The following is a 24,857-nucleotide window of genomic DNA, read 5'->3' as shown; positions in this document are numbered from 1 at the left end:
CTGCGTTGTGCTGAACATTAGCCACGGCTGGGAAGAGTTGTCAACAGGCAATGTGAGCCCTCACAATTCCTGCGGAGCGGCCTCCCGGCGGTGCCGTCGCGCGCGCTAGAGTCGGGTGATCAGCGGACACCCGGCCGCGACCACCTCGACGGAGAGCTGCAGATGACCTCGCCCACGCCACTCGTGCAGTTGCGCGGTGTGTCCGTGAGCTTCCCCGGCGTCAAAGCGCTCGACGACGTCGACCTCCGACTGTTCCCCGGCGAGGTCCACTCCCTCATGGGCGAGAACGGAGCGGGGAAGTCGACCCTCATCAAGTCGCTGACCGGGGTCCATCGAATCGACAGCGGAAGCATCCTCCTCGAAGGACGCGAGGTCTCGTTCTCGAGCGTCGCCGACGCCCAGGCGCACGGGATCAGCACCGTCTACCAGGAGGTCAACCTCCTCCCCAATCTGACCGTCGCCGAGAACATCCTCCTGGGCCGCGAACCACGTCATGCCTGGGGAGGGATCTCGGGGAGGCGCATGCGTGAGCGCGCACGAGAGCTGCTCGCCGTCGTCGGACTCGACATCGACCCGGCCTCGCAGCTCTCCGCCCATCCGCCGGCGATCCAGCAGCTCGTCGCGATCGTCCGGGCGATCGCCGTGCGCACCAAGGTGCTCGTCCTCGACGAACCGACCTCGAGCCTCGACAACGACGAGGTCACCGAACTCTTCCGGGTCATCTCGATCCTCAAAGCCGAGGGCGTCGCGATCCTCTTCATCTCGCACTTCCTCGACCAGGTCTACGAGATCTCCGACCGCCTCACCGTGCTGCGCGAAGGCCGACTCGTCGGCGAATACCTCCCGCACGAACTGCTCCGGATCGACCTCGTCCACAAGATGATCGGTACAGAGCTCGCGACCTTCGACGAGATCCGACGCGGGCTCGACACCTCCGATGAGGGCGACGCCCTCGACGGTGAGGACCCGTTCGTCTCGGCCATCGGGCTCGGGCGCCAGGGTGCGATCGAACCGATCGACCTGAAGGTCTACGAGGGCGAGATCGTCGGCATCGCCGGACTGCTCGGCTCAGGACGGACGGAGCTCGCCAGACTCCTGACCGGCGTCGACCGGGCCGACACCGGCTCGGTGGAGGTGGCCGGGAGGGCCACCCGCCTCGGATCCCCGCGCCGCGCCCTCAAACAACGGATCGTCTACGCGTCGGAGAACCGTCGCACCGAGGGGATCATCGGCGACCTCAGCCTGCGCGACAACATCGCGCTGGCCCTCCAGGCGGACCTCGGGTGGTTCAGACGGATCCCGCTGCGTCGGCAGAACGAACTGGCCGAGAGCTACATCCAGGCGATGGGCATCAAGCCGGCGAATCCCGATGCGCTCATGAAGGAGCTCTCAGGAGGGAACCAGCAGAAGGTACTCTTGGCGAGGTGGCTCGCGCTCGCTCCTCGGTTGCTCGTGCTCGATGAACCGACCCGAGGCATCGACATCGGCGCCAAGGCCGAGATCCAGAAGCTCGTGACCCGGCTCGCCGAGAACGGTCTGTCGGTCGTGTTCATCTCAGCCGAACTCGAGGAGGTCCTGCGCATCAGCCACCGGATCGCCGTGCTGCGCGACCGACGGAAGGTCGCCGACCTCCCGAACTACGACCTCACCGTCTCGAAGCTGCTGGCCGCGATCTCGGAGGGGCCTGATGAGGCCTCGCCGGAACCGATCACGACCGCCGACGACGAGAGGGGACCGCGTGGCTGAGCCGTCCCGTCATGCGACGATCTTCGACGTCGCACGGCTCGCGGGGGTCTCGCACCAGACCGTGTCACGGGTGCTGAACGACCTCCCGAACGTGCGGCCGGCGACGAAGGCGCGGGTCGACGAAGCGATCAAGCAGCTGCGCTACGTCCCCTCCCCCGCCGCCCGGACGCTCGTCACGAAGCGATCCCGGACCATCGGCCTCATCGCCACCGGCGGCACCGAGTTCGGGCCTTCGTCCTCGGTCCTGCACTTCAACGCGGCGGCCCGCGACGCACGCTGGTCGGTCTTCACCGCGAACATGGTGGACAGCGACCCGGGTTCCGCGCGCGCAGCGGTCGAGGGGTTCCTGCGCCAGAACGTCGAGGGCATCGCCGTCATCAGCGCGCGCGAAGGGGTCACCGACATCGTGGCGGGGATGGAACTCAGCGTGCCGCTCGTCGCCCTGCACGCGACGCCGCGCGCGGGCATGGTGACCGTCGGCGTCGACCAGTACGCCGGCGCGCGTGCGGCGACCGCGCACCTCATCGCGCTCGGGCACCGGCGTATCGGGCACCTCGGCGGACCACCGGACGCGATCGACGCCCGCGAGCGTGAGCGTGGCTGGCGGGACGAACTCGCTTCAGCGGGTCTCGTCGCGCAGGTCGTCGGGACCGGCGACTGGACGCCGACGTCCGGATACTCCCTCGGGCGTCAGCTGGACGACGAGGTCACCGCGGTGTTCGCCGCCAACGACCAGATGGCGCTCGGCCTCATGCACGCCCTCACGGAGCGCGGCCTCCGGGTCCCGCTCGACTTCAGCGTCGTGGGGTTTGACGACATCCCCGAGGCGGAGCACCTCTCGCCGCCGCTCACCACCGTGCGGCAGGACTTCGAACAGGTCGGCCGGACCCTGCTCGCGACCCTGCTCGACCACGTCAATGGAGAACCCCCGGGAGCGGTGCCGCCCTCGGTACCGGAGCTGATCCTGCGCGACTCCACGGCGACGGCGAACGCCGAGCGCTTGGCGAGGCGCAGCGTCGACGTCCCCTGAGCGTCTCCGGTCACTGAGCCCCACCCGGCCCCTGAGCCACCCACCCCCTGACCCCGGAGCCACCCACTCCCTGAGCCCTGAGCCACCCACCCCGGTCCCTGAGCCTGTCGAAGGGCGTATTCCCAGGTACCCCTCCCACCCCCTGACCTACACTTGTCGCAGCAGGGGGAGTACTCCTTCGCGACATGCTCGTCAGTACGGATCCGCCATCGGGTCCCGGGGTGTCGGCTCTCATCGAGAGTGGAGAAGACCGTGTTCCGACCATCGCGTCGGAGTCCCGTCCTCGAGCCCTTGGAGCCACCATGGCCGTCACCCCGCTGATCTGGATCATCACCATCGGTGTCACGATCCTCTTCTTCGTCTACGAGTTCTTCGCGCACGTGCGGAAGCCCCACGAACCGACCATCGCCGAGTCGGCACGCTGGTCGATCTTCTACGTCAGCCTCGCCCTGCTGTTCGGTGTCTGCATCGGCCTCGTCTCCGGCTGGACGTACGGCGGCGAGTACTTCGCCGGGTACCTGACCGAGAAGGCGCTGTCGATCGACAACCTGTTCGTCTTCCTCATCGTGATGGCCGGGTTCGCCGTGCCGAAGGCGTACCAGCAGAAGGTGCTGATGATCGGCATCATCATCGCGCTCATCATGCGCGGTGCGTTCATCGCCGTCGGCGCCGCACTCATCGAGAACTACTCCTGGATCTTCTACCTGATGGGCGCGCTGCTGCTCTTCCTCGCGTACCGCCAGGCGTTCGGTAGCCACGAGAGCGACCCGGCCAACGGCAAGGTCGTCGGATTCGCCCGCCGCATCCTCCCGATCACCGACACCTACCACGGCGACCGACTCTCGGTGAAGATCGACGGCAAGCGCTTCTTCACGCCGATGCTGCTGACGATCGTCGCGATCGGGTTCGTCGACCTCGTGTTCGCGGTCGACTCGATCCCCGCGATCTACGGCCTCACCGAGGAGGCGTACATCGTGTTCACCGCCAACGCCTTCGCCCTGATGGGTCTCCGCCAGCTGTTCTTCCTCATCGGTGGTCTGCTGGAACGCCTCGTCTACCTCGCCCAGGGCCTCGCCGTCATCCTCGCCTTCATCGGCGTGAAGCTCGTGTTCCACGCCCTCCACGTCAATGAGCTGCCGTTCATCAACGGCGGTCAGCACATCGACTGGATCCCCGACATCCCGATCTGGTTCTCGCTGCTCTTCATCGCCGCGACCATCACCGTGGCGACGGTCGCCTCGCTCGCGAAGACCCGCCGTGACGCGCGGGCCGGCGTCGAGCGGTAGCCCACGACGGCCCTGCTCGCGGCACCGGTGATCCGTTTTCCGCAAGAACCGCCGGCCTGAGGAGATCCTCTGTCACGATCTCCTCAGGCCGGCCGCCGTGGGGGCGGCCGTCGCGATGAGGAGTGACGATGGGTGTGCTTCGCGGCAGCGTGTCCGGTGTGCTGGCGGTCGTCCTCGCCTGCGGTGCCGTCGGCGCCGGCACCCTCCCGGTATCGGCCGTCCCCGCCACGACCGCGGCTGCCTGCCGTTCGCTCCCGGCACCCGCCGTCGAACTCCTGCATGCCGGAGACGCACGGACGGCGTTCGGCGTGGACGGTTCCGGGGTCCGGGTCGGGATCATCTCCGGATCCTTCGGAAACGCCGGAGCGGAGGCCGTCGCAGCCGACGTCGCCGCAGGACTCCTCCCCGGGCCGGGGAATCCCTGCGGCTTCGGGACGCCGGTCTCCATCCTGAACGACCCGCCGGTCGGCCAGGACGACGAAGGACGGGCGATGGCTCAGCTCGTGCACGGGATAGCCCCCGGGGCCGAGATCCTCTTCGCGTCCGACAGCGCCGGGTACCCTGCCGCCGTGGACCTGCTCGTCGCCAATGGTGCCTCGGTCATCGTCGACGACGTGCAAGGCGGCGAGGACCGTCGCTACCGGACCGGTCCCGGCGAGGCGGCCATCCGTCGGGCGGTCGACGCCGGTGTGTTCGTCGTGACCGCGGCCGGGAACTTCGCCGTGCCGGGCGCACCCGGTTTCCCGAGCGCCGGGTCTCCGATCGGGTCCTGGGCGACCGACCGCTACCGCCCCACCGATTGCCCGGGGAACGTCTCCGAGCTGTTCGACGCCGGTTCCGTCGACTGCCTCGACTTCGACCCCGGTGACGCGGTCGACTCGACCATGGGGGTCACGCTGCCGGCCGGTTCGATCATGGTCGGCTCGCTCGATTGGGGCGAGCCCGACGGCGGGGTGTCCACGGAATTCGAGTACGTCCTGTCAGTGGAGGACCGGACGATCCCGTTCCCGGCGGCAGACCCGCAGCTCGCCACGGGCACCGCACCGCTGCAGAACCTGTCGGACACCGAACAGTCCGAAGTGCAGGTCAGTGTCGTCCGGCACCTGACGGCCACCGCGGCGACCCCTCCCCTCGCCCTCACCTGGACCCCGTTCCCCGGCCGGCCGGAGCTGATCGCGCAGGAGTACTTCCGGTCGACGGCGACGGACATCGTCGGCGCAGCCCTCTTCGGCCACCAGGCGACACCCGAGGTGTTCAGCGTCGCAGCCGTCGACGCGGCGGACTCCACCCTGGAGACCTACTCCTCCCTCGGGCCGTCGACCATCCTCTTCGGCGTCCCGACACCCGTCGTCGTCCCCGGTCCGACCGCAGCCGGTGTCGACGATCTCCCCGTCTCGACGACCGTCCTCACCGGCTCCGGCAACTTCCGGGGAACCTCGGCCGCGGCCCCCACCGTCGCTGCTGCAGCAGCGCTCGTCCGTCAGCTCAGGCCGGATCTGACGCCGGGTCAGGTGCGAGCAGCGCTCACCGACCATGCGCGTATAGACACCATCACCATCCCCTGGGACCCCTCGATCCCGACCGAACGTTCGGTCGGCGCGGGCCTGATCGACGTCGGCGCGAGCCTGCAGGCCGTCTCGCTCCCGACCCCTCCGGGGCCCACCACCGTGTCCGAAGCGGCGATCGACGTCCTCCCGCCGACCGGGCTCTCGGGAACGGCGCTGCTCGCGACCGTCGGCCTCGCAGGATCGCTCGCCGGGGCCGGGGCGTGGCTGCTCCTCGGACGACGGCCGAGGCGTCGGGCCTGACCCCGTCACGAGGCCCGGTCCAGGCCTCGACCTCACGGTTCCCCGCTCCTAAGCTGAGCCCATGTGCGGTCGCTTCGTCGTCACCGATTCCACGTCCACCCTGCTCGCGGACCTCGTGGCCGAGTTCGAAGCGCCCGCGCCCGACTACAACGTCGCGCCCACCACCGAGGTGACGGTGGTCCGCACCCGGCACGAGGAGCGGACCGCGACCAGCGCCCGTTGGGGTTTCGTCCCCGGCTGGGCCAAGGACTTCGCGAAGCAGCGCCCGCAACCCATCAACGCGCGGATGGAGACGGTCGCGACCGCCTCGATGTTCCGCAAGGCCTTCGAATCGGCACGGTGCATCGTCCCGGCGACCGGTTACTACGAGTGGGTGGTCACCGAGACCGGCAAGCAGCCCCACTTCATCCACGACCCCGACGCCGAGCTCGCGATGGCGGGCATCATCAGCGCCTGGCCCGACCCGGCCAAGGCGGAGGACGACCGCGACAAGTGGCGGTTGTCGATGGCGATCATCACGCGGGACGCGCACGTCTCACCGGGCGAGGTCCACGACCGGATGCCGGCCTGCCTCACCCCCGACGGCTACGACGACTGGCTCGGCGACCACCTCGACACCGACCAGCTGTTGCAGCTACTCGACCGGGAGTCCTTCGCGGTCGCCCACGATCTCACCCACTACGAGGTCACACGCGACGTGAACAACGTCCGTAACACGGGCCCGCACCTCATCGAGCCGCTCCCGGGCTGAGTGGTCGGCGCGGGCGGTCGTCGAGTTCCTCAGCTTCGTCACAGACGATCGTCTAAGCTAGACGAGCGTCTGACTCAGACGATCGTCTAGCGGCCCGAGCCCGGGCCCTCCACCTCGAAGGAGCGCTCGTGAGCGGTCTGCGCCAGTACGCGATGAACCAGGTCCGCGACGAGATCATCGACGCCGCCGGACTCGAGTTCGGCCGGAACGGCTACGCCGGGACGTCGTTCTCCGGCATCGCGTCCGTCATGGGCAAGCCGAAGTCGGTCATCGGATACCACCTCTTCCCGTCGAAGCGGAGCCTCGCGCACGCGGTGGTCGCGGAGCAGGACGAACGGTGGCAGGCGGCGGACGCACGGATCGGCGTGCCCTACGGCGCGCTCCGTTGGGTGACGATGATCCTCGCCTCCGCGCAGGAAGCGCAGCGGTCCCCCATCGCGATGGGCGCCATCCGGCTCCTGCACGAACTGCCGCGGATGGACGATCCGGTCTACACGGTGTTCGACTGGCGGGCCTACACGCGTACGAACCTCCGCATGGAGGCCGCAGCGCACGATCTCGACCTCCCCGACCTCGACGGCGTCGCAGACGTCCTGCTCGACGCCTGCTTCGGACTCGTCACCACGACGGTGGGCGACGACGATGCGGCCGATCTCAGTGAGCGACTGATCACCCTGATCCGGCCGATCCTCGCGACCGTCGATCCCGCCGGCGCCGCAGCCACGACGACCGCCGCGGCGGCCGCTCATGAGCTCGTCGCCGGGCCAGCTGAGCACTGACCTCCCCCGGGCACCGACCCCTCCCCCGAACCCCGTCTCCGCAATCGGAAGGACGCCCATGTCCCAGATCGACGCCGTGCCGAACGGCACCACCCGCAGCACCACGGTCGCGGATCGCGTGCACCTCGTGCAGGGCCCGTCCGTCAACTGGATCATCGTCGAGGGCGACCTCGGGCCGGTCCTCATCGACACCGGCTACCCCGGGGACGGTGCAGCCGTCACCGCGACCCTCGGCGCGCTCGGCTACGCGGTCGAGGACGTGCGGGCGATCCTGCTCACCCACGGACACAGCGACCACATCGGCAACGCGACGTTCATCGCCGGGTTGGCGGAGTGTGACATCCTCGCGTCTCGCGACGAGATCCCCAACGTCCGCCGGGAGGTGCTCGAGCAGGTCGGGCTCGCCGACGTCCAACCCCACCTCGAGCGTCCCGGGGTCGCCGACTGGATCAGCCACGCCGTCGAAGCCGGCGGACTCGAGGTCGTGCCGCCGGCGTCGGTCACCGCGATCGAGGACGTGCCCGAGCTCCGGGCGATCCTCGGGGTCGCGGTCCGCCCGCTCCCCCTCCCCGGCCACACGCGCGGGCACCTCGGATTCCTCCTCGTCGAGCACGGTGTCCTCGTCGCGGGCGACGCGCTCGTCACCGCCCACCCCACCAGCCCTCACGACGGCCCGCAGTTACTTCCCGAGATGTTCCACGGCGACCTGCAGCGCGCCCGCCAGTCGTTGACCACGCTGGCCGGACTTCCGGCCTCCGTCGTGTTGCCCGGACACGGCCCGGCGTTCTTCGGCTCGCCCGCGCAGGCGGCGGCGGAAGCCCTCGCCTTCGGGAGTGCGTTCTGAACCTCCGGCTTCCCGTCGGACCCCTGCGATAGCGTTGGTCGCGTCCCCGAACCCGGATCCCGAGCCACGAGGAAGTGACCATGAAGAACCCGTTCCGCCGCGACGGCAGCCCGAACGATGAGCAGACCGACGCCCCGGGGCAGCCGAACCAGGGCCGCACCCTCGAACCCGCTCCCGAGGTACTGGCCGAGCTCGACGCACTGAACGAGGCCTGCCGGGCGGCGCCGGACGACATCGACGCGCAGATCCGGCTCTGGCGGGCGGTCGCCGCACTCGACCGGTGGGTCTTCATCAACCGTGGTCCGGAGGACGACCCGCGGCCCTATGCGATCGCCGCGGAGCCCGGCAACCTGCTCTGCATCTACAGCAGCGGGACGCGGGCGCAGGAGGCCGCCTACGCGAACGGCCTGGTCCCGTCCGATGCCACGGTGTCGCTGCTGGCGGTCCCGATGCCGGGCGCGATCGACTGGGTGCTCTCCTTCGGTGAGTTGGGCGTCGCCGGCGTGACGATCGACTATCCACGCCTGGGCGCCTGGTCTCCGCTCCCGAACCTCGCCAGGCTCCGTCCGGCAACCGGCCAGGGCTGACGCCGATACCGACACCGAGGAGGATCACGATGCACGGCTCGGAGCTGCAGGACCGGGCGGCTCGCCGCGCCGACGAACTCCCCGGTGCGGAGCTGACGCACCCGTTCGGCGAGGAGTGGGACGTCTACAAGGTGCGCGGTAAGGTCTTCATGCTGCAGACGGGGGCGACGGGCGAACCCATCGTCACTCTGAAGGCGAGGCCCGAGGACAGCCGCAGCCTGCGCCAGGCCTTCCCCGACATCATCCCCGGCTACCACATGAACAAACGACACTGGATCTCGCTCAAGCCGGACGGTGAGCTCGAACCGGCGTTCGTCGACGACCTCGTCACGGAGCCGTACCTGCTCGTCGTCGAGGGGCTGCCGAAGCGGCTGCGGCCGGTCGATCCCAACACGTTCGGGCAACGCCGCGAACGCTGAGCACCGGGCCGGCAGCACTCAGACCGGGATTCGCCTGGCGCCGGTGCCGGTGTCGCCGAGTTCGTCGTCGGGGTTGAGGAGCGTGCACGCCTTCATCGACAGGCAGCCGCAGCCGATGCAGCCGGTGAGCTCGCGTTCGAGTTGCTCGATCCCGCGCCGACGCTGTTCGAGGACCTTCTGCCAGCGGCGAGACGCGCGCTGCCAGTCCTCGTGACTCGGGGTGCTGGAGAGTGGCACGTCGGCGAACGCCTCCGCCACGTCTTCGAGCGGGATACCGAGGCGCTTCGCGACCGAGATGAGCGCGACGCGGCGCAGCATGTGCCGGGGGTAGCGCCGCTGGTTGCCGGTGGTCCGTTCGGAACCGATGAGGCCGAGCCGCTCGTAGTAGTGCAGCGCCGACACCGCGACGCCGGTGCGACGACTCATCTCGCCGACACTGAGCAACTCCTCGGGGCTGTGCACCGCGTTCCACCAGCTTCCTCGAATCGACCTCAAGCGACCTTGAGGTACAGCTCGTCTCGACGCTACAGGAGCCGCGGATGTCCGGGCACACCTTCTCGCCCACTGAGCGTGCGACCCGACCGCCCTTCGACAGGCTCAGGGACCGAAACGGGTCGCGCACACCTCTCCCGGTCACTGAGCCTGTCGATGTGCAGCACGGCTCGGGAACCGAAGCGATGCGGACAGCCATCTCCCGGTCACTGAGCTTGTCGAAGTACCCACGAGCAACCCTTCGACAGGCTCAGGGACCGAAACGGATCCGGGCACACCTCCTCCGGTCACTGAGCTTGTCGAAGTGCCCACGAGGAACCCTTCGCCGGCGGGTTCAGAACGGTGCGGGGTCCGGTTCCGTCCGGTGGTGTCTGCCGTCGGGTGTCGTCCACTCGAGCACTCCGCCGGGTCCGTGGTCGAGGTTCCACCCCGGGAGGTGCTTCATGCGATGGTGATGTCGACACAAGCAGGCGAGATTGCCGACATCCGTCGTGCCGCCGTCCTCCCACGCGACCGAATGATCGAGGTCGCACGCTCTGGCTCGCCTGCCGCAGCCCGGTGCCCTACAGGTGCCGTCCCGGAGGCGCACCGCGCGTTGGAGGTCGGCCGGCACCCGGTACTGGTTCCGCCCGACGGACAGCACGGATCCCGTTTCCGGCTGGACCAGGATCCGGGTGAAGCTCGGTGCGTTCACCGCGATGCGTGCGGCGGTCTTGGGGTCGATGGGCCCGTAGCCATCGAGGGTGGCCGGGGCGTCTGAGACACCGGCCATGCTCAGTGCCGGGACGGTGATCTGCACGGTTGGTTTGATGTGTTCCTGGACCTCGATCGGGTGCGGGAGCACCGGGCTCGACATCACGTCCTCGGGCGTGACGCCGGTCAAGGCAAGCGCAGCGAGTGCGTCGGCCTGCAGTTGTCCGCAGGTGCGGGTGTCGCCGGCGGCGCGCGACTCAGCCGCCGCGGCCTCAACCCGCTCGATGACGCCCTGGGCGATCGGGGCCGTGGTGAACAGATGCACCCACGCCATCCCGTCCGCTGCGGGTTCGAACTCGACCCGGCGGTCGGCCTCGGAGCGGATCGCTCGGGCGGTGATCGACTCGGGGTGCAGACGCTCGCGCAGGACGCGGGCGCGCCTGCGGAGGTTCGCGTTCGTGGACTCCTCTGCGACCGGCAGGACCTCGGCGAGGAACACCGCCCGCCCGGCTACCGGGACGTCACTGAGTTGGTCGATGATCGTCTGCGCGTGCCTGGCCGAGATGCGGCCCGCTTCAAGGGAGGCGAGCACGGCCGGTGCGTCGTTGACGAGCCGCTCGGCGTCGTTCGTCGCCCGCTGCACGGTCCGCTCAGGGGTGCGGGTCGCCATCGCGAGCGCCGCACAGGTCGAACGACGGGAGAGGGCCTGACGTTCCGCCGGCGGGAAGATCGCCGGAACCGTGGCGTCGGCGAAGGCGGCGGCGTAGGCGGCAGAGCGGGCGAGGAGCCGGACCTCCTCGGCGTCCAGTTTGGCGCGACGCCGCTGGATCTCCGCGTACTGCTCCGAGAACTCCGCGAGCTGCGCGGCGTACTCGTCGCCGACGCGGATCGCGGAAAGGGTGGTCTCGGTCATGGAACAAGTCCATCATGGACCACTGACATTCCAGATGCCGAGTCGCACCGGTTGTGGAAGTGTCCTCGTGTGCCCTTCGACAGGCTCAGGGACCGGAGGAAGGGCGCAGGATTCGCGAGGTCGCCCGTGTGCCCTTCGACAGGCTCAGGGACCGGAGGAAGGGTGCAGGATTCGTGAGGCTCTCCGTGTGCCCTTCGACAAGCTCAGGGACCGGAGGAAGGATGCCGGATTCGTGGGGGTTTTCCGTGTGCCCTTCGACAGGCTCAGGAACCGGAGGAGGGCGCTCAGGGACCGGAGGGGGTGCGGCGGATTCACGACGTTCCGTAGGCTGGAGGGGTGAAGCTCATCGCCACCGTCCGCGACCGCGCGACCATCACCACCGAAGCCTCCGCACCCGACGTCGCCGCTCTGCGTGCCGCTGTCATCGCCTCCACCCCTCCCGGGCACGCCCTCGCCGGACTGCACGGCGGTGGCCGGGTGAACGGCGACCTCGTCGGCACCGCGGTCTTCCGTCCGACCGCCACCCGCACCATCGAGGCCGAGGGTCGCGACTATCCGAGCGCCCGCAAGGCCCTCGAGGCGCTCGTTCCGGAGGAGCAGATCGTGCTCTCCGTCCACGCGGTGGACCAGTAGGGACACCGGCGTGAGCGGCCACGCATTCTCCGTGGGATCGATGGTGCGCTTCCATGAGGTCGTCTCACCGCTTCCACCGAGCGACACCCTGACGGCCATGCTGTCGACGCTGCAGGCGGACGGCTTCGCCGTGGCTCCAGAGGAGTTCACCGCCGACCCCTGGACCATCCGCTACGCCGTCATCGGCGACGACGCCGCCTCGAACTGGAGCGGGTTCGCCCTGGAGGTCGTGCCGCTCCTCTCGCTGCTCGGCGTGCGCCGGCCGTTCGCCCGGTGCGCGGTGCCCGTCGCCGTCCGGCCGACCGAGCACGGCTCCGTCCTCCACACGACGACGGTGTGGGGGTTCAAGGGTGAAGCCAGCACGGTCGGTATGGTCGCCAAACGCGTCGCGGCCGCCACCGAGCAGGCCACCCGGGTCGTCGGCGGGACCCACCGGGCCACGCTCTCGATGATCGACCGCACCGTCCCGATCGACGGCCGGCGCTTCCAGCGGCTCACCGGCTGGAAGCAACGCTCACGGGCCTGAATCGCATCGACAGCAGCCGTTCGTCAGCAACACCGTGAGCCGGGCGTCCGGTCCTGCTCCGCGAATCGCTCCCGCCAGAACGTCCGCTCGTCCGGGACGGCCGCGCCCGGGTGGACGCGACGCTGGTGATCCACGTAGGTGGCGTAGGCGGTGTCACCCATGAGCGAGGTGACGAACCACCGCACCGCGGCCCAGCCCCGTCGTATGCCGGCCATCAGTGCCCCGACCGCGCGGGTCGCTTGTCGGCGTGCACGGTCGACCACTCCCGCTCCAGCGCCTTCTCCGACTTCGTGGCGAGGAGCCCGGACGGCGCGTACCGGCGCGACGGCAGCGCCGGATCCTCCGAACTCGGCCCGCCACCCGATCGGAACGACCGCGCCGTGTGAAGGATCGCGAAGAAGATGACGATGATCGCGAGGGTCACGAACAGGATCGAGAGCACTCCCTGCACAGTGGTGTTCCGCACGACCGCCTCCATCGCCGCCCGCGTCGGTGCATTGCCGAAGCTGTCCTCGCCCGCCGCGAGCGCCTCACGGAACGCCGCGTTCTGCGCCCAGTAGCCGACGGCCGGAACCGGCGAGAAGATCTTGAGCATCGACGCGGTGATGGTGACCACGGCGGTGAAGGCCAGCGGGACGGCGACGATCCACAGCCAGCGGAAGTTCCCTCGTTTCGCCACGATCGCCATGCAGACGGCGAGCGCGATGGCGGCGAGCAGCTGGTTCGCGATGCCGAACAGCGGGAAGAGGGTGTTGATGCCGCCGAGCGGATCGGTGACGCCCATGATGAGGATCGCTCCCCACGCCGCCACCATCACCGCGGTGCAGATCCACGCTCCGACCCGCCAGTCCGGGTCGCGGAACTTCGGGATGATGTTGCCGAAGGTGTCCTGCAGCATGAAGCGCGCCACGCGCGTCCCGGCGTCGACGGCGGTGAGGATGAACAGCGCCTCGAACATGATCGCGAAGTGGTACCAGAACGACATGAGCGACGTGCCGCCGATGAGTTGCTGCATGATGTGCGCGAGGCCGAGGGCGAGCGTCGGCGCACCGCCGGTCCGGGAGACGATCGACTCCTCCCCCACGTTCGCCGCGGTCTGCGTGAGCACGTCGGGCGTGAGGTTCACCCCGGCGAGGCCGAGCGAGTTCACGAACGCGACCGCCCCCTCGACGGTCCCGCCCGTCGCCGCCGCGGAGGAGTTCATCGCGAAGTAGATGCCGCGGTCGATCGACAGGGCCGCGACGAGGGCCATGATCGCGACGAACGACTCCATGAGCATGCCGCCGTATCCGATGAAGCGGGTCTGGCGCTCCTTCTCGATCAGCTTCGGCGTGGTGCCCGAGGCGATGAGCGCGTGGAAGCCGGAGAGGGCACCGCACGCGATCGTAACGAAGAGGAACGGGAACAGCGAGCCGCTCACGACCGGTCCGGCGTCGCCACCGGCGAACTCGCTGAACGCCGGGACCGTGATCTCCGGGCGGACGAGGACGATCGCTCCCGCGAGCATGACGATCGTGCCGATCTTCATGAACGTGGAGAGGTAGTCACGTGGCGCCAGGAGCAGCCACACCGGCAGGATCGCGGCGACGAAGCCGTAGACGATGATCCCGACGGCGATGACCGTGCGATCGAGGGTGAACGCCGCGGCGCCCCACTCGGTCTCGGCGACCCAGCCGCCGGCGACGATCGCGAACATGAGCAGGACGAAGCCGATGATCGAGATCTCGGTGATCTTTCCCGGCCGGATGAACCGCAGGTACACGCCCATGAAGAGTGCGATCGGGATCGTCATGGAGACGCTGAAGACACCCCACGGGCTCTCGCCGAGCGCGTTGACGACGACGAGGGCGAGGATCGCGACGATGATGACCATGATCGCGAGCGTCGCGATGATCGCCGCCGTCCCGCCGATCACGCCGAGCTCGTCGCGCGCCATCTGGCCGAGGGAACGTCCGCCACGGCGCATCGAGAAGAAGAGGACGAGGTAGTCCTGCACGGCACCCGCCAGGATCACGCCGATGATGATCCAGATGGTGCCGGGCAGGTAGCCCATCTGTGCCGCGAGCACCGGGCCGACGAGGGGACCGGCACCGGCGATCGCCGCGAAATGGTGGCCGTAGAGCACCCGGCGGTCGGTGGGGACGAAGTCCTTGCCGTTGGCGAGGTACTCGGCCGGGGTCGCTCGTCGGTCGTCGGGCCGCAGCAACTTGCGTTCGATGAGCTTCGAGTAGAAGCGGTAGGCGATGAGGTAGGTGCAGACCGCCGCGAAGACGAACCAGATCGCGTTGACCGTCTCACCACGGACGAGGGCGAGCATCGTCCAGGCGAGACCGCCGAGGAGGGCGATGGCGACCCACAGGATCACCTTCGCCGGGGTCCATCTCGGGGCGAGGTCGGCCTCGTCGACCGCCGTGGGCGGCAGCTCCGGATCCTGGACCAGGACGGGTTCGGGCCCCCCGCCACCCGCGGGCTGCAGCGTTCCGTCCCGCTTCGATCCTGCGCGTGCTCGGTCCTGTCGTCCGGCGTCGTTGCCCATGACGATTCCTCCCTCAACGGTGGTGTTCGTGCGTCGAGGCTAACAGCGTCGCGGCGGCGGGCGCTCGCGGGGTCGGGGTCAGGCGCGGAAGGTGGTGCCTCGGACGACCAGGTCGGGTGCGAGCTGGACCGATGAGACGCGGGCGTGCTCACCCGAGAGCCGACCGAGCAGGAGATCGAGCGCCGCGTACCCGGACTCCTCGAACGGCTGGCGGACGGTCGTGAGGTCGAGTGCCGACGCCAGCGGTCCGTCGTCGTAGCCGACGAGCGAGCGCCCCTCGGGCAGGTGCGCGCCGGTGACGCGGAACGCCCGATGCGCGGCGGCGGCCAGCTCGTCGTGGTTGGCGACCACGGCGGTCGCTTCCGGGTCGGCCCGGAACGCCCGCTCGAGCGCGGCACCGACGGCTTCGACGAGGTCCGTCGCGGCGACGTCGGCCACGGCCTCGGAGACGGAGAGCAGGTGACCCAGGCCGCGCGCCCGCAGCATGCCGGCCGACACGTACTCCTCGGAGCGTTGCGGTTCGTGGAGGAACACCACGCGTTCGTGACCGAGCTCCGCGAGATGTCGAGCGATGAGTTCACCACCCTGCTCGTCGTCGATCAGGACCGAGGGCAGCCCGAGCCGCCGCTGCGCGCCGTCCGGGACGTCGACGAGGACGACGGGCGGGCCGGGGAGCGCCTTCGACTCCAACGCGGCCGGTGACAGCGGCACGCCCATCACGATGATGCCGTCGATCCCCGCACGCATGGGAAGCGCGTCGAGGACGGGACTGTCGCTCCCCGCCGCCGAGGGGAGGTCGTGCACGACGATCTCGACGGAGTCCGTCGCGGCGCGCTCCATGAGCCCCGACAGGCGCCGGTAGTAGGAGGCGTAACTCGAGAACGGCGCCGCGACGGCGATCCGCTGAGCGCCGCTCGCGGCGGCGCCACCTCGGTAGCCGAGCTCCGTCGCCGCGGCGATGACCGATCGTCGCGTCGCTTCGTTCACCCGTTGCGGGTGGTTGATGGCCAGGGAGACGGTGGAGATGCTCACGCCGGCACGCTTGGCCACCGCGTAGATCGTGGCCTTCTGCGGTCGCTCGTCCATGGCGCACCTCCTCCGTCGATCCTAGCGCGCAAAAAGTTCTTTGATCGAAGTTCTTCGATAGCGGATACTCGAACCGGACACGGCATCGATGCCGGGATCGGAGGAACACCATGGCTCGGAGCAAGCCCACCGTCGACGCGTTCGTCACGGCGGTCACCGAGCGTCTGGCATCACTGCAGCAGACGCCCGAGCCGAAGGATCCCGTCGGCCGGCGTGCACACGCGGCCGCCTTCGACCGGGTGTCCTCCGAGGCGCTCGGCACCGAGACCCTCGTGGCGGCGACCGAGGACCACACCGTCCACGTGCCCGGCCACCCTGACGCACGGCTCCGCGTCTACTGGCCCGACCAGCAGCGACTCCCCGCCCTCGCCGACGATGCGTCCGGTGGTCGGCCCGTCCTCGTGTACTTCTTCGGCGGTGGCTTCACGATCGCCGGGATCGACTGGATCGGTTGGGATGCCGGGTTCCGTCGCCGCGCCAGGGAGGCCGGTGTCATCATCGTCGCCGGCGAGTACTCGTTGGCCCCGGAGGTCCGGTACCCCGCGCAGCCGGAGCAGTGCTGGTCCGTGTTCGAGTGGGCGGCCGAGCACGCACGTTCACTCGGCGGCGACCCCGACCGACTCGCGATCGGCGGTGCATCATCGGGCGGGAACCTCGCCGCCGCCGTGACCCTCATGAACCGCGACCGCGCCAAGCGACCGATCCGGCTGCAGCTGCTCGAGGCGCCGTCACTCGACCTGACCCGCGGACACCTCGACGCCCGGGGGATCACGCAGGTCCCGGGTGCCATCCTGCGTCGCCTCGCGCGCCAGCTCGTGCTCCAGTACCTGGGGCCGGACCGGGCGACGCAGCGCGAACCGTACGCATCGCCGCTCCTCGCGACCGACCACCGGGATCTGCCGCCGGCCGTCATCTACACGGCGGAGATGGACCCGCTCCGCGGAGACGGCGAGGCCTACGCCCGCGTGCTGAGCGAGGCCGCCGTGCCGGTGAGCTGCGTCCGGTACATCGGGCAGACGCATACCTCCGGCGGGCTGACCGGTCACGTCCCCGCGGCAGACCACCTGCATCGCGACGTCATCACGACCCTGCGGACGCTGCACGAGGAGCCGGCGAGCTACGGTGCGCCGCTCCGCGAGCCGGCGGAGGCCTCGCGGTGACGTCCGTGGAGGAGCTGCGGCTGGATCCGGGCGTCCTCGCTTGGGCTGGGCGGATCGAGCAGCACGCGGAGCAGCTACCGGCACTCCGCTCCTCGGACCTGGTCCTCCGTCGGCAGGCGGCGCGGCGGCTCTCCGACCTCCTGGCGGAGGAGTTCACCGAACCCGCGCCGCCGTCGGTCGAGATCACCACGAGCTGGATCGACGGACCGGCCGGGCCGCTCGAGCTCCGCCGATACCGCCCGGAAGGACTCCCGTCTCCGGCGCCGACCCAGCTCGCGCTGCACGGCGGCGGCTTCACGTCGGGCACCGTCCACGAGCTCCTGAACGACCGGCTCCTCGCCGCCCGGGCGCTCGCCGCCGGGATCCAGGTCGTCGCGCTCGGGTACCGGCTCGCACCCGAGCACCCCTATCCGGCCGCCGTCGACGACACCGTCCACGCCCTTCGGGTCCTGACGACCGAAGCGGGCCCGAGCCGTTTCGACGTCGACCCAGGCCGCCTGGGCATCGCTGGCAACTCGGCGGGCGGCGGGATCGCGGCGAGCGCCGTCCTCCACCTGCGTGACTCGAGTGATCTCCCGCTCGTCCATCAGGCGCTCGAGGTCCCCGCGGTGTCGCTGACCCCATCGGGCGACTCCGCCACACGGTATGCGCGCGGGTTCGGACTGGACGACGCGGAGGCACTCGTGCCGCTCTATCTCGGCAGTCCGCGGGCGGTGGACGCCTACGCCTCCCCGCTCGAGGCCGACGACCTCTCGGGCCTGCCGCCCACACTGATCCAGGTCGCCGAGCACGACCCGCTCCGCGACGCAGGTCTGGCGTACGGACGCCGACTCATGGAGGCGGGGGTTCCGACGATGACGTGGATCGGGCGCGGCCACGTCCATGCGTCTGGTGGTCTCACGGCCGTCATGGAGGGGGCGAGGGAGTGGCAGGCGGTCCAGGCCTCCGCGCTCCGTGAGGCCTACGGGACGAACCCGCTCACGCCAGAGCCGATCCAGCCGAGGAGACGATGATGTCAGCTCACACCCCACCCACCGGTCCGTCCACAGAACCCGCCGAGCCGGAGCCTCGGATCGGTGACGCCGTCCCCGTCGCGGCGGTCGATCCGGACGCCGTCCCCGGGTCACCGCAGGCACGCGGCTTCCTGCCGCTGTTCGTCCTGGCCTGGTTCGGGGTCACGCTGGCGCTCGGCACCATCAGCGGTGCGTCGATCCCGAAGGCCCTCGCCTTCCTCGACGACGCGACGAAGGGGACGAACCTCTCGATCGTCGCGGCGGTCGGTGGCATCGTCATCATGATCATCACGCCGCTGTTCGGCCGGCTGTCCGACCGTTCACGTTCGCGCTTCGGGATGCGGCGACCGTGGATGCTCGGCGGCGCGATCGTGGCGCTCGGTGGGGTCGCGATCCTGGCGACGGGTGACAGCCTCGCGGTGACGATCCTGGGCTGGAGCATCGTGCAGCTCGGCTTCGGTGCGACGAACATGGCGGTGCACGCGCTGCTCGCCGATCAGATCCCGGCGCGGATCCGAGCGCGTGTCGCGGCCGCCGCCAGCGTCTCGGGCGGGCTCGCCCTGATCGTCGGTGCGCAGATCGTCGCCGCCCTCCCGAATGACGCGCGGTGGACCTGGTTCGTCGTCCCGGGCCTGATCGGCGGCGTCCTGAGCACCGCGCTCGTGTTCGGGCTCCGGGACATCGTGCGGACGGTACCCGCGCCGCCGCTGCGCCTCGCCGACGTCTTGTCCACGTACTGGCTGAACCCCGTGCGCTACCGCGACTTCTTCTGGGCTTGGGCCTGCCGGCTGCTCGTGACGATGTCGATCGTCTCGGTGTCGATCTACCTGTTGTTCTTCATCATCGACCAGTTGGGCATCCCGAAGGAGCAGGCATCGGGGGTCCAGGCGAACGCGCTCATCATCTTCACGGTCGGGAACATCGTCATGACGGTGCTGTTCGGCTGGATCTCCGACCGGACCGGGCGACGGAAACCGATCGTGCTCGTCTCCAGCCTGCTGAGCGCCGTCGGGCTCGGGGTCGCGATCGTCTCCCCCGACGTCACCGTGTTCCTCGTCGGCATCTTCATCGTCGGAGCGGCGCAGGGAGCCTACGTGTCCGTGGACATCGCCCTCATGACGGAGGTGTTGCCGTCGTTCGACGAGGCCGGCAAGGACCTCGGCATCGTCTCCCTCTCGTATCAACTCCCGCAGCTGCTCGTACCGATCGTCGCCGTCCCCCTACTCGCGCTCGGTGGCGGGGAGAACTACCACGCGCTGTATCTCGCGGCGATCGTGTTCGCCGTCCTGGGCGGACTCGCCGTGCTGCCGATCAGGTCCGTGCGATGAGACCGGCACCTGCATGGTCAACGGCTTGCAGGGGTTGGTTCCGGGGTGGTTTCCAGGCGGGATCCATCTCGGACCCAGGACCCGGAGCGACACTGGATCACACCCGACCCTTGACCACCGGATCCCCATGACCCTGCCGTTCCCCACCTCGCCCGATGACGTGCTGCAGCGGCGACCGCTCCGCGCCGCGCTCGCGGACGCCGTGCTGCAGGACTTCATCGACGACCTCCCGGTCCCCCTGCGACCGACCGACCTCGCGACCCGGCTCCTCTACCCGCGCTGGCAGGTGTACTCCGACATCCACGAGGGCAGACTCGTCGCCGAACGGGTCCGGAACAACAAACGGTTGTTGAAGATCGACGTCGAGCGGAACCGGGCGTGGATCGCTCGCGGGCTCGCCACCCGTCGGGCTCGCGCCGGGTCCGCCGTGGGCGAGGCGGGGCCCGAATCGCCCGTCTCGGTCGTCATCGTGGATCCCGAGGCCCTCGCGCAGCTGAACACCCTCACGGCGACCGGCTTGAGCGTGCGTGAGGCGGTCGAGCATGCGCTCACCGTCCTCGGCTCGCGCGAAGCGGCGACCACCGCCACGGTGCCCGACATCGACTCGCGTGGCCGACAGGTGCGGGCGGGCTGACGCGGCGGAAACTCGTCAGATCGACGTACGCATCGCGCGCTCGAACTGCGCCACGAACTGTGTGCCCGGGTCGGACCAGTCCGCGGCGGTGATCGACGCCGAGATGCGTTTGGCGTGCTCGACCGCGTCGGGCCGCTCGATGATGTCGACGAGGCGACGCGCGATGGCCGCGGGCGACAGCGGGACGTACTCGATGTGCCGGCTGTCGAGGACCCCGGTCGTGTTCGGGCTGTCGTTGACGACGGGCACGACCCCGGAGGACATGATCTCGAGCGGCAGCAACGACATGTCGGTCAGCGAGAGGACGAGGCCCGCAGCACACCGGTTGTAGACCGCGTTGAGCTCCGAGATGTCCATCGCCGACCGGTTGACGAACGGGAAGCCGGTCTCGTACCCCGACATGTCCCAGCCGACGAGGTTGATCGTGATGTCGGGGCGCAGTCGGTGGAACTCGGTCAGGGCGAGCTCGCCGATCTCCCAGCCGCGTCGAGGTGTCGGCGGGCGGGCGTAGAACAGGATCTCGGTGCGGGGCGCGTCGTTCACGTGCGAGTAGTGCTGCTTGTCGACCGAGTAGTCGAAGTGGTCGCAGCTCATCCCGTACTCGTCCGCGACCTTCTGCGCGAGCCACGGCCCTGCGGAGAAGCCGTGGAACCCGAACCGGTAGGTGTTCTCCGCGAGGACGTACTCGCTGCTGGCCGGGTAGAACCACGGTTCGAAGTCCTGCACGAAGGAGAACCGCTTGGCCGGACCCTCGTAGCGGAAGGCGGGGTAGGCCGTCTGCCAGTCGGAGGAGACGACGACGTCCACGCCCGGCGCGATCCCGGTCGAGGGGTCGTACCGGACGATGTCGGCCTGCAGCTCCGGGTACGCGCTGCTCGCGGCCATCATCGCCCGGATCCCGGGGATGTCGACCGCGGGCTGAGCCGAGGCCTGGTACAGGTAGATCGTGAGCCGATGCCCGGCGCGCTCGAGGAACTCCATGAACCGGAAGGCGTTCTGATGGCCGCCCGAGGTCCGGCTCGGCGGTGAGATCAACCACGCCACGTCGTACGGGCGCTTCGGGAACTCGGCGGCGTTGAAGTTCCGCGGCACCGTCCAGTCCGCGGCGATGGCGTCGCTCGGGTACAGGTCCGTCGGCTTGCGCCGCATCGGATTGAACCGTCCGTCGGCGAAGTGCACGGCGCGCCAGAGCGTCGACCTGACGCCTTCGCCACGGATGGCACGGAGCCCCTGCCCGATCATGCCCATCTGGAGTCCCGTCCCGTCGATGCCGTCACCGCAGGTGCGGCGGGTGCTGCTGGTGTCACCGGTCCGAACGCGCGGACCGCCGTGATGACCCGGTCCACCTCGTCGTCCGTCATGGCGGGCCACAACGGGAGCCGGACGAGACGCTCGGCGAACCGGACCGCGTGCTGCGGCTCGGTGACCACTCTGCCGTAGCGCCGACCGGCAGCGCTCGAGTGCAGCGGCACGTAGTGGAAGGCGGCACCGACACCGTGCGCCTGGAGGTGCAGCAGGAGCTCCTGCTGCACCTGCGCATCCGGGAGCAGGAGGAAGAACAGGTGCGCGGCGTGCACGCCACCGGGTGGGTCCATGAGTGTCGCGCCGCGATCGTGCGCCCACTCGGCGAGTTCGGCCGCGTAGCGGTCCCAGATGCGGTGCCGATGCCCCTGGATGACGTCGAACTCGCGGAGCTGCGCGTCGAGGACGGCGGCGTTGAGCTCGCTCGGCAGGTAGCTCGATCCGAGGTCCGCCCAGCTGTACTTGTCGACCTGCCCGCGGAGGAACTGTGCGCGATCGGTCCCTTTCTCGCGCATGATCTCCGCGTGCAGCAGGGCGGTCTCGTCGGAGATGAGCAGGGCACCGCCCTCGCCGCAGTGCACGTTCTTCGTGTCGTGGAAGCTCTGGGCCGCCATCGCTCCGACCGTGCCGAGGCGGACACCGTCGCCCGCGACCCCGAGGCCGTGCGCGTTGTCCTCGAGCAGGTGCAGCCCGTGCTCGGCCGTGAGCCGCTGGAACGCCGGCACGTCCACGGGGACGCCGCCGTAGTGCATGACGGAGATCGCCCGCGTGCGTGGTCCGATGGCGTCGGCGACGTGCTGGGGATCAAGGTTGCCCGTCAGCGGGTGGCTGTCGACGAAGACGGGCGTCGCACCGGCGAGGACCACCGCGTTCGCCGCCGACGGGAAGGTGAAGGTCGGCAGGATGACCTCGTCGCCGGGACCGACGCCGATCAGACGGGTCATCATCTCGAGCGCGTGGGTCCCCGAGGTGGTCAGGAGCACGTGCGGCGCGCCCGTGACGTGCCGGAGACGCTCGGAGGCCGACGCGGTGAACACTCCGTCGCCGTGGACGTGGTCTCCGGCGAGGACGTGTTCGAGCTGTTCGAGCTCACCGGCCGCGCGGAAGGGCTTCGACAGCGGGACCCGCTGCGCGAGGGAGACCTCGACCATCAACGGCCACCGAGGGCCAGTGCCGTGACGAACGCGCCGGCCAGGACCACCAACAGGATGACGCCGACGGTCGCGAGGATCCCGATGCCGACGGTCGGAGCATCGTCGACGCCGGTCCGGCGGCGCGCGCCGCTCCCCTGTCGTGACCTCACGTGACGTCCCCCATGCGAACTCCCCCATCGTCCGTCCGACATCGTCGATGCCGGACGCGCCAGGTACCGCTCCACGGGACCAAGCGATTCAGTCTCCGCCTCGGCGGGCGCGGTCCACATCCTGCTGCGGGCTATTCCACCCCCGCCACCTGGCGGGTTCAGCCTCCCCACCGTCGCCGCCCGGTTCCCCGGACTCGTAGGGTGAGAGTCGAGCTGAGGAGGACACCGTGATCGGAGTGGCCATCGTCGACGACGAGGCGTTGGTACGGTCCGGATTCGAACTCATCCTGGGTGCCGTCGAGGACATCGAGGTCGTCGCCTCGGTCGACGGGGTCGACGCTGTGGAGGCGATCCGCTCGAGCCGTCCCGACGTCGTGCTCCTGGACGTCCGCATGCCAGGGCGCAACGGGCTCGACATCCTCGACGAACTGCAGACCTGGGACGACCCGCCCGTCGTCGCGATCCTGACCACCTTCGACTCCGACGACTACATCGCACGCGCCCTCCGCAGTGGCGCCGCGGGGTTCCTCGTGAAGGACACGGACCCGGAGCAGCTCCCCATGCTGCTCCGATCCCTCTCCGCGGGCGGCATCGTGCTGTCCCCGCAGGTGTCCCGGACGCTCGTCGGCGGATTCGCCCGCGCCGCCGACCGCGAGGCGGCGAAGCGACTGTCCGGGCTGACGGGCCGCGAACAGGACGTGCTCGCGGCGCTCCGGACCGGTGCGTCCAACTCTGAGATCGGCGAGGCACTGCACCTCAGCCGCGCGACCGTGAAGGACCACGTGAGTGCGATCCTCGGCAAACTCGAGGTGACGACCCGACTCGAAGCCGCCATCATCGCCGAGCGTGCCGGGGTCCGCGGCGACGAGGCGGCCCCGCGGTGAAGCCGCGCTCCCGGCTCTGGTCGGTCCTCCTGGAACTCGCCCTCATCGCGGCGGCGGCCCTCGAGAGCCTGACGACGCTCGAGTGGGCGACGCCCTGGGAATCCGGCCTGGCGATCGTCGCTGCCGTCGGCCTGGTCTTCCGGCGACGCTGGCCGTGGCTGTCGCTCCTCCTGGCTGTGCCGGCCTTCACCCTCAACCTCGCCACCCTCGCCGGCTTGGCATCGCTCTTCTCCGTCGCGGTGCGGGAACGGCGACGCTGGCGGCTCGTCACGACGGGCGCCGTGGTCTTCGTCCTCGCCGCGGTGCCGTGGTGGGGGTGGACGTCGCCCAACTACACGATCCTCTCCATGGTGTACGCCGCGCTCTACGCTGCGGCACCGATCGCCTTCGGCCTGCTCGTGCGCACCCGCCGCGAGCTGTTCGACCGCATCCGCGACCTCGAACAGGTCCGACGCAGCGAGCGGGCGCGCATCGCCTCCGATGTCCTCGTCGAGGAGCGCACGCGCATCGCCCGGGAGATGCACGACGTCGTCTCCCACCAGGTCAGTCTGATCGCCGTCCAGGCCGGCGCGATCCAGGTGCAGACCGAGGAACCCGGGACGAAGCGGATGGCGGTGACGATCCGTTCGCTCGCGTCGCGCACGCTCGACGAGCTGCGGGACATGGTGACACTGCTGCGCGCGGAGACCGGACACGCGCCGCTGGCCCCGCAACCGACGGTCGACGACCTCGCCCGGTTGATCGCGGAGAGCGGCATCGCCGTCACCTCCGCCATCGAGTTGCCGGACGGCCTCCCCGCACCCTTGCAGCGTGCGATCTACCGGACGGTGCAGGAGGGGCTGACGAACGCGCGCAAGCATGCGCCGGGCGCCGCGGTCGACGTGCGCGCGGAAGCCTCCGCCGACGAGGTCACCGTGGTCATCTGGAACGCCCGCCCCGCACGCGCGTCGGACAGCTCGTGGTCGTCCGCGGGCCACGGCCTCGTCGGCTTGAGCGAACGCGCCGAACTCCTGAACGGGTCCCTCCTCACCGAGGACGCGCCGACCCGGTTCACCCTGACGTTCCGCGCGCCCTACTAGCGGCAGCTCGAGCCATTGCTCAGAT

26 protein-coding genes are annotated in these 24,857 nt (G+C 69.8%); 18 read left to right on the top strand and 8 right to left on the bottom strand.

Annotated elements, in window-relative coordinates; genetic code table 11:
* Nucleotides 1-162: 162 nt before the first annotated feature.
* From HOW07_RS10440 to HOW07_RS10400, 9 genes are all read left to right on the top strand, one after another.
* The gene (locus HOW07_RS10440; RefSeq protein ID WP_175116883.1) at nt 163-1,746 is read left to right on the top strand and encodes a sugar ABC transporter ATP-binding protein; all 1,584 of its coding nucleotides are present in this window, start codon (nt 163-165) and stop codon (nt 1,744-1,746) included.
* Nucleotides 1,739-2,776: a LacI family DNA-binding transcriptional regulator gene (locus tag HOW07_RS10435; protein ID WP_079000989.1), complete on the top strand. Its 1,038-nt coding sequence runs from the start codon at nt 1,739-1,741 to the stop codon at nt 2,774-2,776. Before HOW07_RS10440 ends, HOW07_RS10435 begins: the two co-directional genes overlap by 8 nt.
* Nucleotides 2,777-3,078: 302 nt before the next feature.
* Nucleotides 3,079-4,062, top strand: a complete 984-nt coding sequence (locus HOW07_RS10430) for a TerC family protein (protein ID WP_175116882.1) — start codon at nt 3,079-3,081, stop codon at nt 4,060-4,062.
* Nucleotides 4,063-4,190: 128 nt separating this feature from the next.
* Nucleotides 4,191-5,870, top strand: a complete 1,680-nt coding sequence (locus tag HOW07_RS10425) for a S8 family serine peptidase (RefSeq protein WP_175116881.1) — start codon at nt 4,191-4,193, stop codon at nt 5,868-5,870.
* A 61-nt stretch (nt 5,871-5,931) separates the two neighbouring features.
* Entirely contained in the window at nt 5,932-6,621 is a 690-nt protein-coding gene (locus tag HOW07_RS10420) for an SOS response-associated peptidase (protein ID WP_175116880.1), read from the top strand.
* A 128-nt stretch (nt 6,622-6,749) separates the two neighbouring features.
* Complete coding sequence (locus HOW07_RS10415) at nt 6,750-7,400, top strand: TetR/AcrR family transcriptional regulator (RefSeq protein WP_175116879.1); 651 nt, start codon at nt 6,750-6,752, stop codon at nt 7,398-7,400.
* 58 nt (nt 7,401-7,458) lie between these two features.
* A complete protein-coding gene (locus tag HOW07_RS10410; RefSeq protein WP_175116878.1) occupies nt 7,459-8,244 on the top strand; it encodes an MBL fold metallo-hydrolase in 786 nt (261 codons plus the stop codon).
* 80 nt (nt 8,245-8,324) lie between these two features.
* Entirely contained in the window at nt 8,325-8,831 is a 507-nt protein-coding gene (locus tag HOW07_RS10405; protein ID WP_217485247.1) for a hypothetical protein, read from the top strand.
* A 29-nt stretch (nt 8,832-8,860) separates the two neighbouring features.
* Nucleotides 8,861-9,250, top strand: a complete 390-nt coding sequence (locus tag HOW07_RS10400; protein WP_175116877.1) for an MmcQ/YjbR family DNA-binding protein — start codon at nt 8,861-8,863, stop codon at nt 9,248-9,250.
* Between the two features lie 18 nt (nt 9,251-9,268).
* Here the strand turns inward: HOW07_RS10400 and soxR are convergent, their stop codons facing one another.
* On the bottom strand, nt 9,269-9,736 hold the full coding sequence (gene soxR / locus HOW07_RS10395) for a redox-sensitive transcriptional activator SoxR (RefSeq protein ID WP_371743663.1): 468 nt from the start codon (nt 9,734-9,736) through the stop codon (nt 9,269-9,271).
* Nucleotides 9,737-10,076: 340 nt separating this feature from the next.
* On the bottom strand, nt 10,077-11,348 hold the full coding sequence (locus HOW07_RS10390; protein ID WP_175116876.1) for an HNH endonuclease signature motif containing protein: 1,272 nt from the start codon (nt 11,346-11,348) through the stop codon (nt 10,077-10,079).
* A 187-nt stretch (nt 11,349-11,535) separates the two neighbouring features.
* Between HOW07_RS10390 and HOW07_RS10385 the strand changes: the two genes are divergently transcribed.
* The 3 genes from HOW07_RS10385 to HOW07_RS10375 are packed head-to-tail and all read left to right on the top strand — an operon-like array spanning nt 11,536 to nt 12,507.
* A complete protein-coding gene (locus HOW07_RS10385) occupies nt 11,536-11,688 on the top strand; it encodes a hypothetical protein (RefSeq protein ID WP_175116875.1) in 153 nt (50 codons plus the stop codon).
* A complete protein-coding gene (locus HOW07_RS10380) occupies nt 11,685-11,981 on the top strand; it encodes a hypothetical protein (RefSeq protein ID WP_121289295.1) in 297 nt (98 codons plus the stop codon). Before HOW07_RS10385 ends, HOW07_RS10380 begins: the two co-directional genes overlap by 4 nt.
* Before the next feature lie 10 nt (nt 11,982-11,991).
* Nucleotides 11,992-12,507 carry a hypothetical protein gene (locus HOW07_RS10375; RefSeq protein WP_175116874.1) on the top strand — a complete coding sequence of 172 codons (516 nt, stop codon included), beginning with the start codon at nt 11,992-11,994 and terminating at the stop codon, nt 12,505-12,507.
* A gap of 23 nt (nt 12,508-12,530) precedes the next feature.
* Here the strand turns inward: HOW07_RS10375 and HOW07_RS10370 are convergent, their stop codons facing one another.
* The 3 genes from HOW07_RS10370 to HOW07_RS10360 form a co-directional block, all read right to left on the bottom strand.
* Nucleotides 12,531-12,722 (bottom strand): YbdD/YjiX family protein, encoded by a 192-nt coding sequence (locus HOW07_RS10370; RefSeq protein WP_175116873.1) that lies wholly within the window; start codon nt 12,720-12,722, stop codon nt 12,531-12,533.
* The gene (locus HOW07_RS10365) at nt 12,722-15,043 is read right to left on the bottom strand and encodes a carbon starvation CstA family protein (protein WP_175116872.1); all 2,322 of its coding nucleotides are present in this window, start codon (nt 15,041-15,043) and stop codon (nt 12,722-12,724) included. Before HOW07_RS10365 ends, HOW07_RS10370 begins: the two co-directional genes overlap by 1 nt.
* A gap of 78 nt (nt 15,044-15,121) precedes the next feature.
* Nucleotides 15,122-16,129 (bottom strand): LacI family DNA-binding transcriptional regulator, encoded by a 1,008-nt coding sequence (locus HOW07_RS10360; RefSeq protein ID WP_175116871.1) that lies wholly within the window; start codon nt 16,127-16,129, stop codon nt 15,122-15,124.
* Between the two features lie 110 nt (nt 16,130-16,239).
* Between HOW07_RS10360 and HOW07_RS10355 the strand changes: the two genes are divergently transcribed.
* The 4 genes from HOW07_RS10355 to HOW07_RS10340 all read left to right on the top strand — a co-directional run bounded on the left by HOW07_RS10355 (nt 16,240) and on the right by HOW07_RS10340 (nt 20,264).
* The gene (locus HOW07_RS10355; RefSeq protein ID WP_175116870.1) at nt 16,240-17,289 is read left to right on the top strand and encodes an alpha/beta hydrolase; all 1,050 of its coding nucleotides are present in this window, start codon (nt 16,240-16,242) and stop codon (nt 17,287-17,289) included.
* On the top strand, nt 17,286-18,302 hold the full coding sequence (locus HOW07_RS10350) for an alpha/beta hydrolase (RefSeq protein WP_175116869.1): 1,017 nt from the start codon (nt 17,286-17,288) through the stop codon (nt 18,300-18,302). The genes HOW07_RS10355 and HOW07_RS10350 overlap by 4 nt, the downstream gene beginning before the upstream one ends.
* Nucleotides 18,302-19,630, top strand: coding sequence for an MFS transporter (locus HOW07_RS10345; protein ID WP_175116868.1), 1,329 nt, complete (start codon nt 18,302-18,304; stop codon nt 19,628-19,630). Before HOW07_RS10350 ends, HOW07_RS10345 begins: the two co-directional genes overlap by 1 nt.
* A gap of 127 nt (nt 19,631-19,757) precedes the next feature.
* Nucleotides 19,758-20,264 (top strand): hypothetical protein, encoded by a 507-nt coding sequence (locus tag HOW07_RS10340; RefSeq protein ID WP_064295964.1) that lies wholly within the window; start codon nt 19,758-19,760, stop codon nt 20,262-20,264.
* A gap of 15 nt (nt 20,265-20,279) precedes the next feature.
* On the opposite strand, the gene HOW07_RS10335 is transcribed toward HOW07_RS10340, so the two are convergent.
* Genes HOW07_RS10335 through HOW07_RS10325 form a run of 3 tightly spaced genes read right to left on the bottom strand, consistent with a single transcriptional unit; the run spans nt 20,280 to nt 22,869 of the window.
* Nucleotides 20,280-21,512: a glycosyltransferase family 1 protein gene (locus tag HOW07_RS10335; protein ID WP_175116867.1), complete on the bottom strand. Its 1,233-nt coding sequence runs from the start codon at nt 21,510-21,512 to the stop codon at nt 20,280-20,282.
* Nucleotides 21,503-22,717 carry a dTDP-4-amino-4,6-dideoxygalactose transaminase gene (rffA, locus tag HOW07_RS10330; RefSeq protein ID WP_175116866.1) on the bottom strand — a complete coding sequence of 405 codons (1,215 nt, stop codon included), beginning with the start codon at nt 22,715-22,717 and terminating at the stop codon, nt 21,503-21,505. Before rffA ends, HOW07_RS10335 begins: the two co-directional genes overlap by 10 nt.
* The gene (locus HOW07_RS10325) at nt 22,717-22,869 is read right to left on the bottom strand and encodes a hypothetical protein (RefSeq protein WP_175116865.1); all 153 of its coding nucleotides are present in this window, start codon (nt 22,867-22,869) and stop codon (nt 22,717-22,719) included. The genes rffA and HOW07_RS10325 overlap by 1 nt, the downstream gene beginning before the upstream one ends.
* A 227-nt stretch (nt 22,870-23,096) precedes the next feature.
* Between HOW07_RS10325 and HOW07_RS10320 the strand changes: the two genes are divergently transcribed.
* On the top strand, nt 23,097-23,753 hold the full coding sequence (locus HOW07_RS10320; protein WP_121289286.1) for a response regulator transcription factor: 657 nt from the start codon (nt 23,097-23,099) through the stop codon (nt 23,751-23,753).
* The gene (locus HOW07_RS19440) at nt 23,750-24,832 is read left to right on the top strand and encodes a histidine kinase (RefSeq protein WP_175116864.1); all 1,083 of its coding nucleotides are present in this window, start codon (nt 23,750-23,752) and stop codon (nt 24,830-24,832) included. Before HOW07_RS10320 ends, HOW07_RS19440 begins: the two co-directional genes overlap by 4 nt.
* Nucleotides 24,833-24,857 lie beyond the last annotated feature (25 nt).

This window comes from Plantibacter sp. MCCC 1A11337, assembly GCF_013349365.1.
In the GTDB taxonomy this organism is placed as follows: domain Bacteria; phylum Actinomycetota; class Actinomycetes; order Actinomycetales; family Microbacteriaceae; genus Plantibacter; species Plantibacter flavus_A.
This window is presented reverse-complemented; position numbering and strand designations above follow the sequence as displayed.

Coding starts and splice junctions, on each gene's coding strand:
- HOW07_RS10365 (WP_175116872.1), bottom strand. CDS start 15,043: ATGGGCAACGACGCCGGACGACAGGACCGAGCACGCGCAGGATCGAAG.
- HOW07_RS10425 (WP_175116881.1), top strand. CDS start 4,191: ATGGGTGTGCTTCGCGGCAGCGTGTCCGGTGTGCTGGCGGTCGTCCTC.
- HOW07_RS10370 (WP_175116873.1), bottom strand. CDS start 12,722: ATGGCCGGCATACGACGGGGCTGGGCCGCGGTGCGGTGGTTCGTCACC.
- HOW07_RS10345 (WP_175116868.1), top strand. CDS start 18,302: ATGTCAGCTCACACCCCACCCACCGGTCCGTCCACAGAACCCGCCGAG.
- HOW07_RS10355 (WP_175116870.1), top strand. CDS start 16,240: ATGGCTCGGAGCAAGCCCACCGTCGACGCGTTCGTCACGGCGGTCACC.
- rffA (WP_175116866.1), bottom strand. CDS start 22,717: ATGGTCGAGGTCTCCCTCGCGCAGCGGGTCCCGCTGTCGAAGCCCTTC.
- HOW07_RS10430 (WP_175116882.1), top strand. CDS start 3,079: ATGGCCGTCACCCCGCTGATCTGGATCATCACCATCGGTGTCACGATC.
- HOW07_RS10335 (WP_175116867.1), bottom strand. CDS start 21,512: ATGGGCATGATCGGGCAGGGGCTCCGTGCCATCCGTGGCGAAGGCGTC.
- HOW07_RS10400 (WP_175116877.1), top strand. CDS start 8,861: ATGCACGGCTCGGAGCTGCAGGACCGGGCGGCTCGCCGCGCCGACGAA.
- HOW07_RS10410 (WP_175116878.1), top strand. CDS start 7,459: ATGTCCCAGATCGACGCCGTGCCGAACGGCACCACCCGCAGCACCACG.
- HOW07_RS10440 (WP_175116883.1), top strand. CDS start 163: ATGACCTCGCCCACGCCACTCGTGCAGTTGCGCGGTGTGTCCGTGAGC.
- HOW07_RS10420 (WP_175116880.1), top strand. CDS start 5,932: ATGTGCGGTCGCTTCGTCGTCACCGATTCCACGTCCACCCTGCTCGCG.
- HOW07_RS10340 (WP_064295964.1), top strand. CDS start 19,758: ATGACCCTGCCGTTCCCCACCTCGCCCGATGACGTGCTGCAGCGGCGA.
- HOW07_RS10390 (WP_175116876.1), bottom strand. CDS start 11,348: ATGACCGAGACCACCCTTTCCGCGATCCGCGTCGGCGACGAGTACGCC.
- HOW07_RS10360 (WP_175116871.1), bottom strand. CDS start 16,129: ATGGACGAGCGACCGCAGAAGGCCACGATCTACGCGGTGGCCAAGCGT.
- HOW07_RS10405 (WP_217485247.1), top strand. CDS start 8,325: ATGAAGAACCCGTTCCGCCGCGACGGCAGCCCGAACGATGAGCAGACC.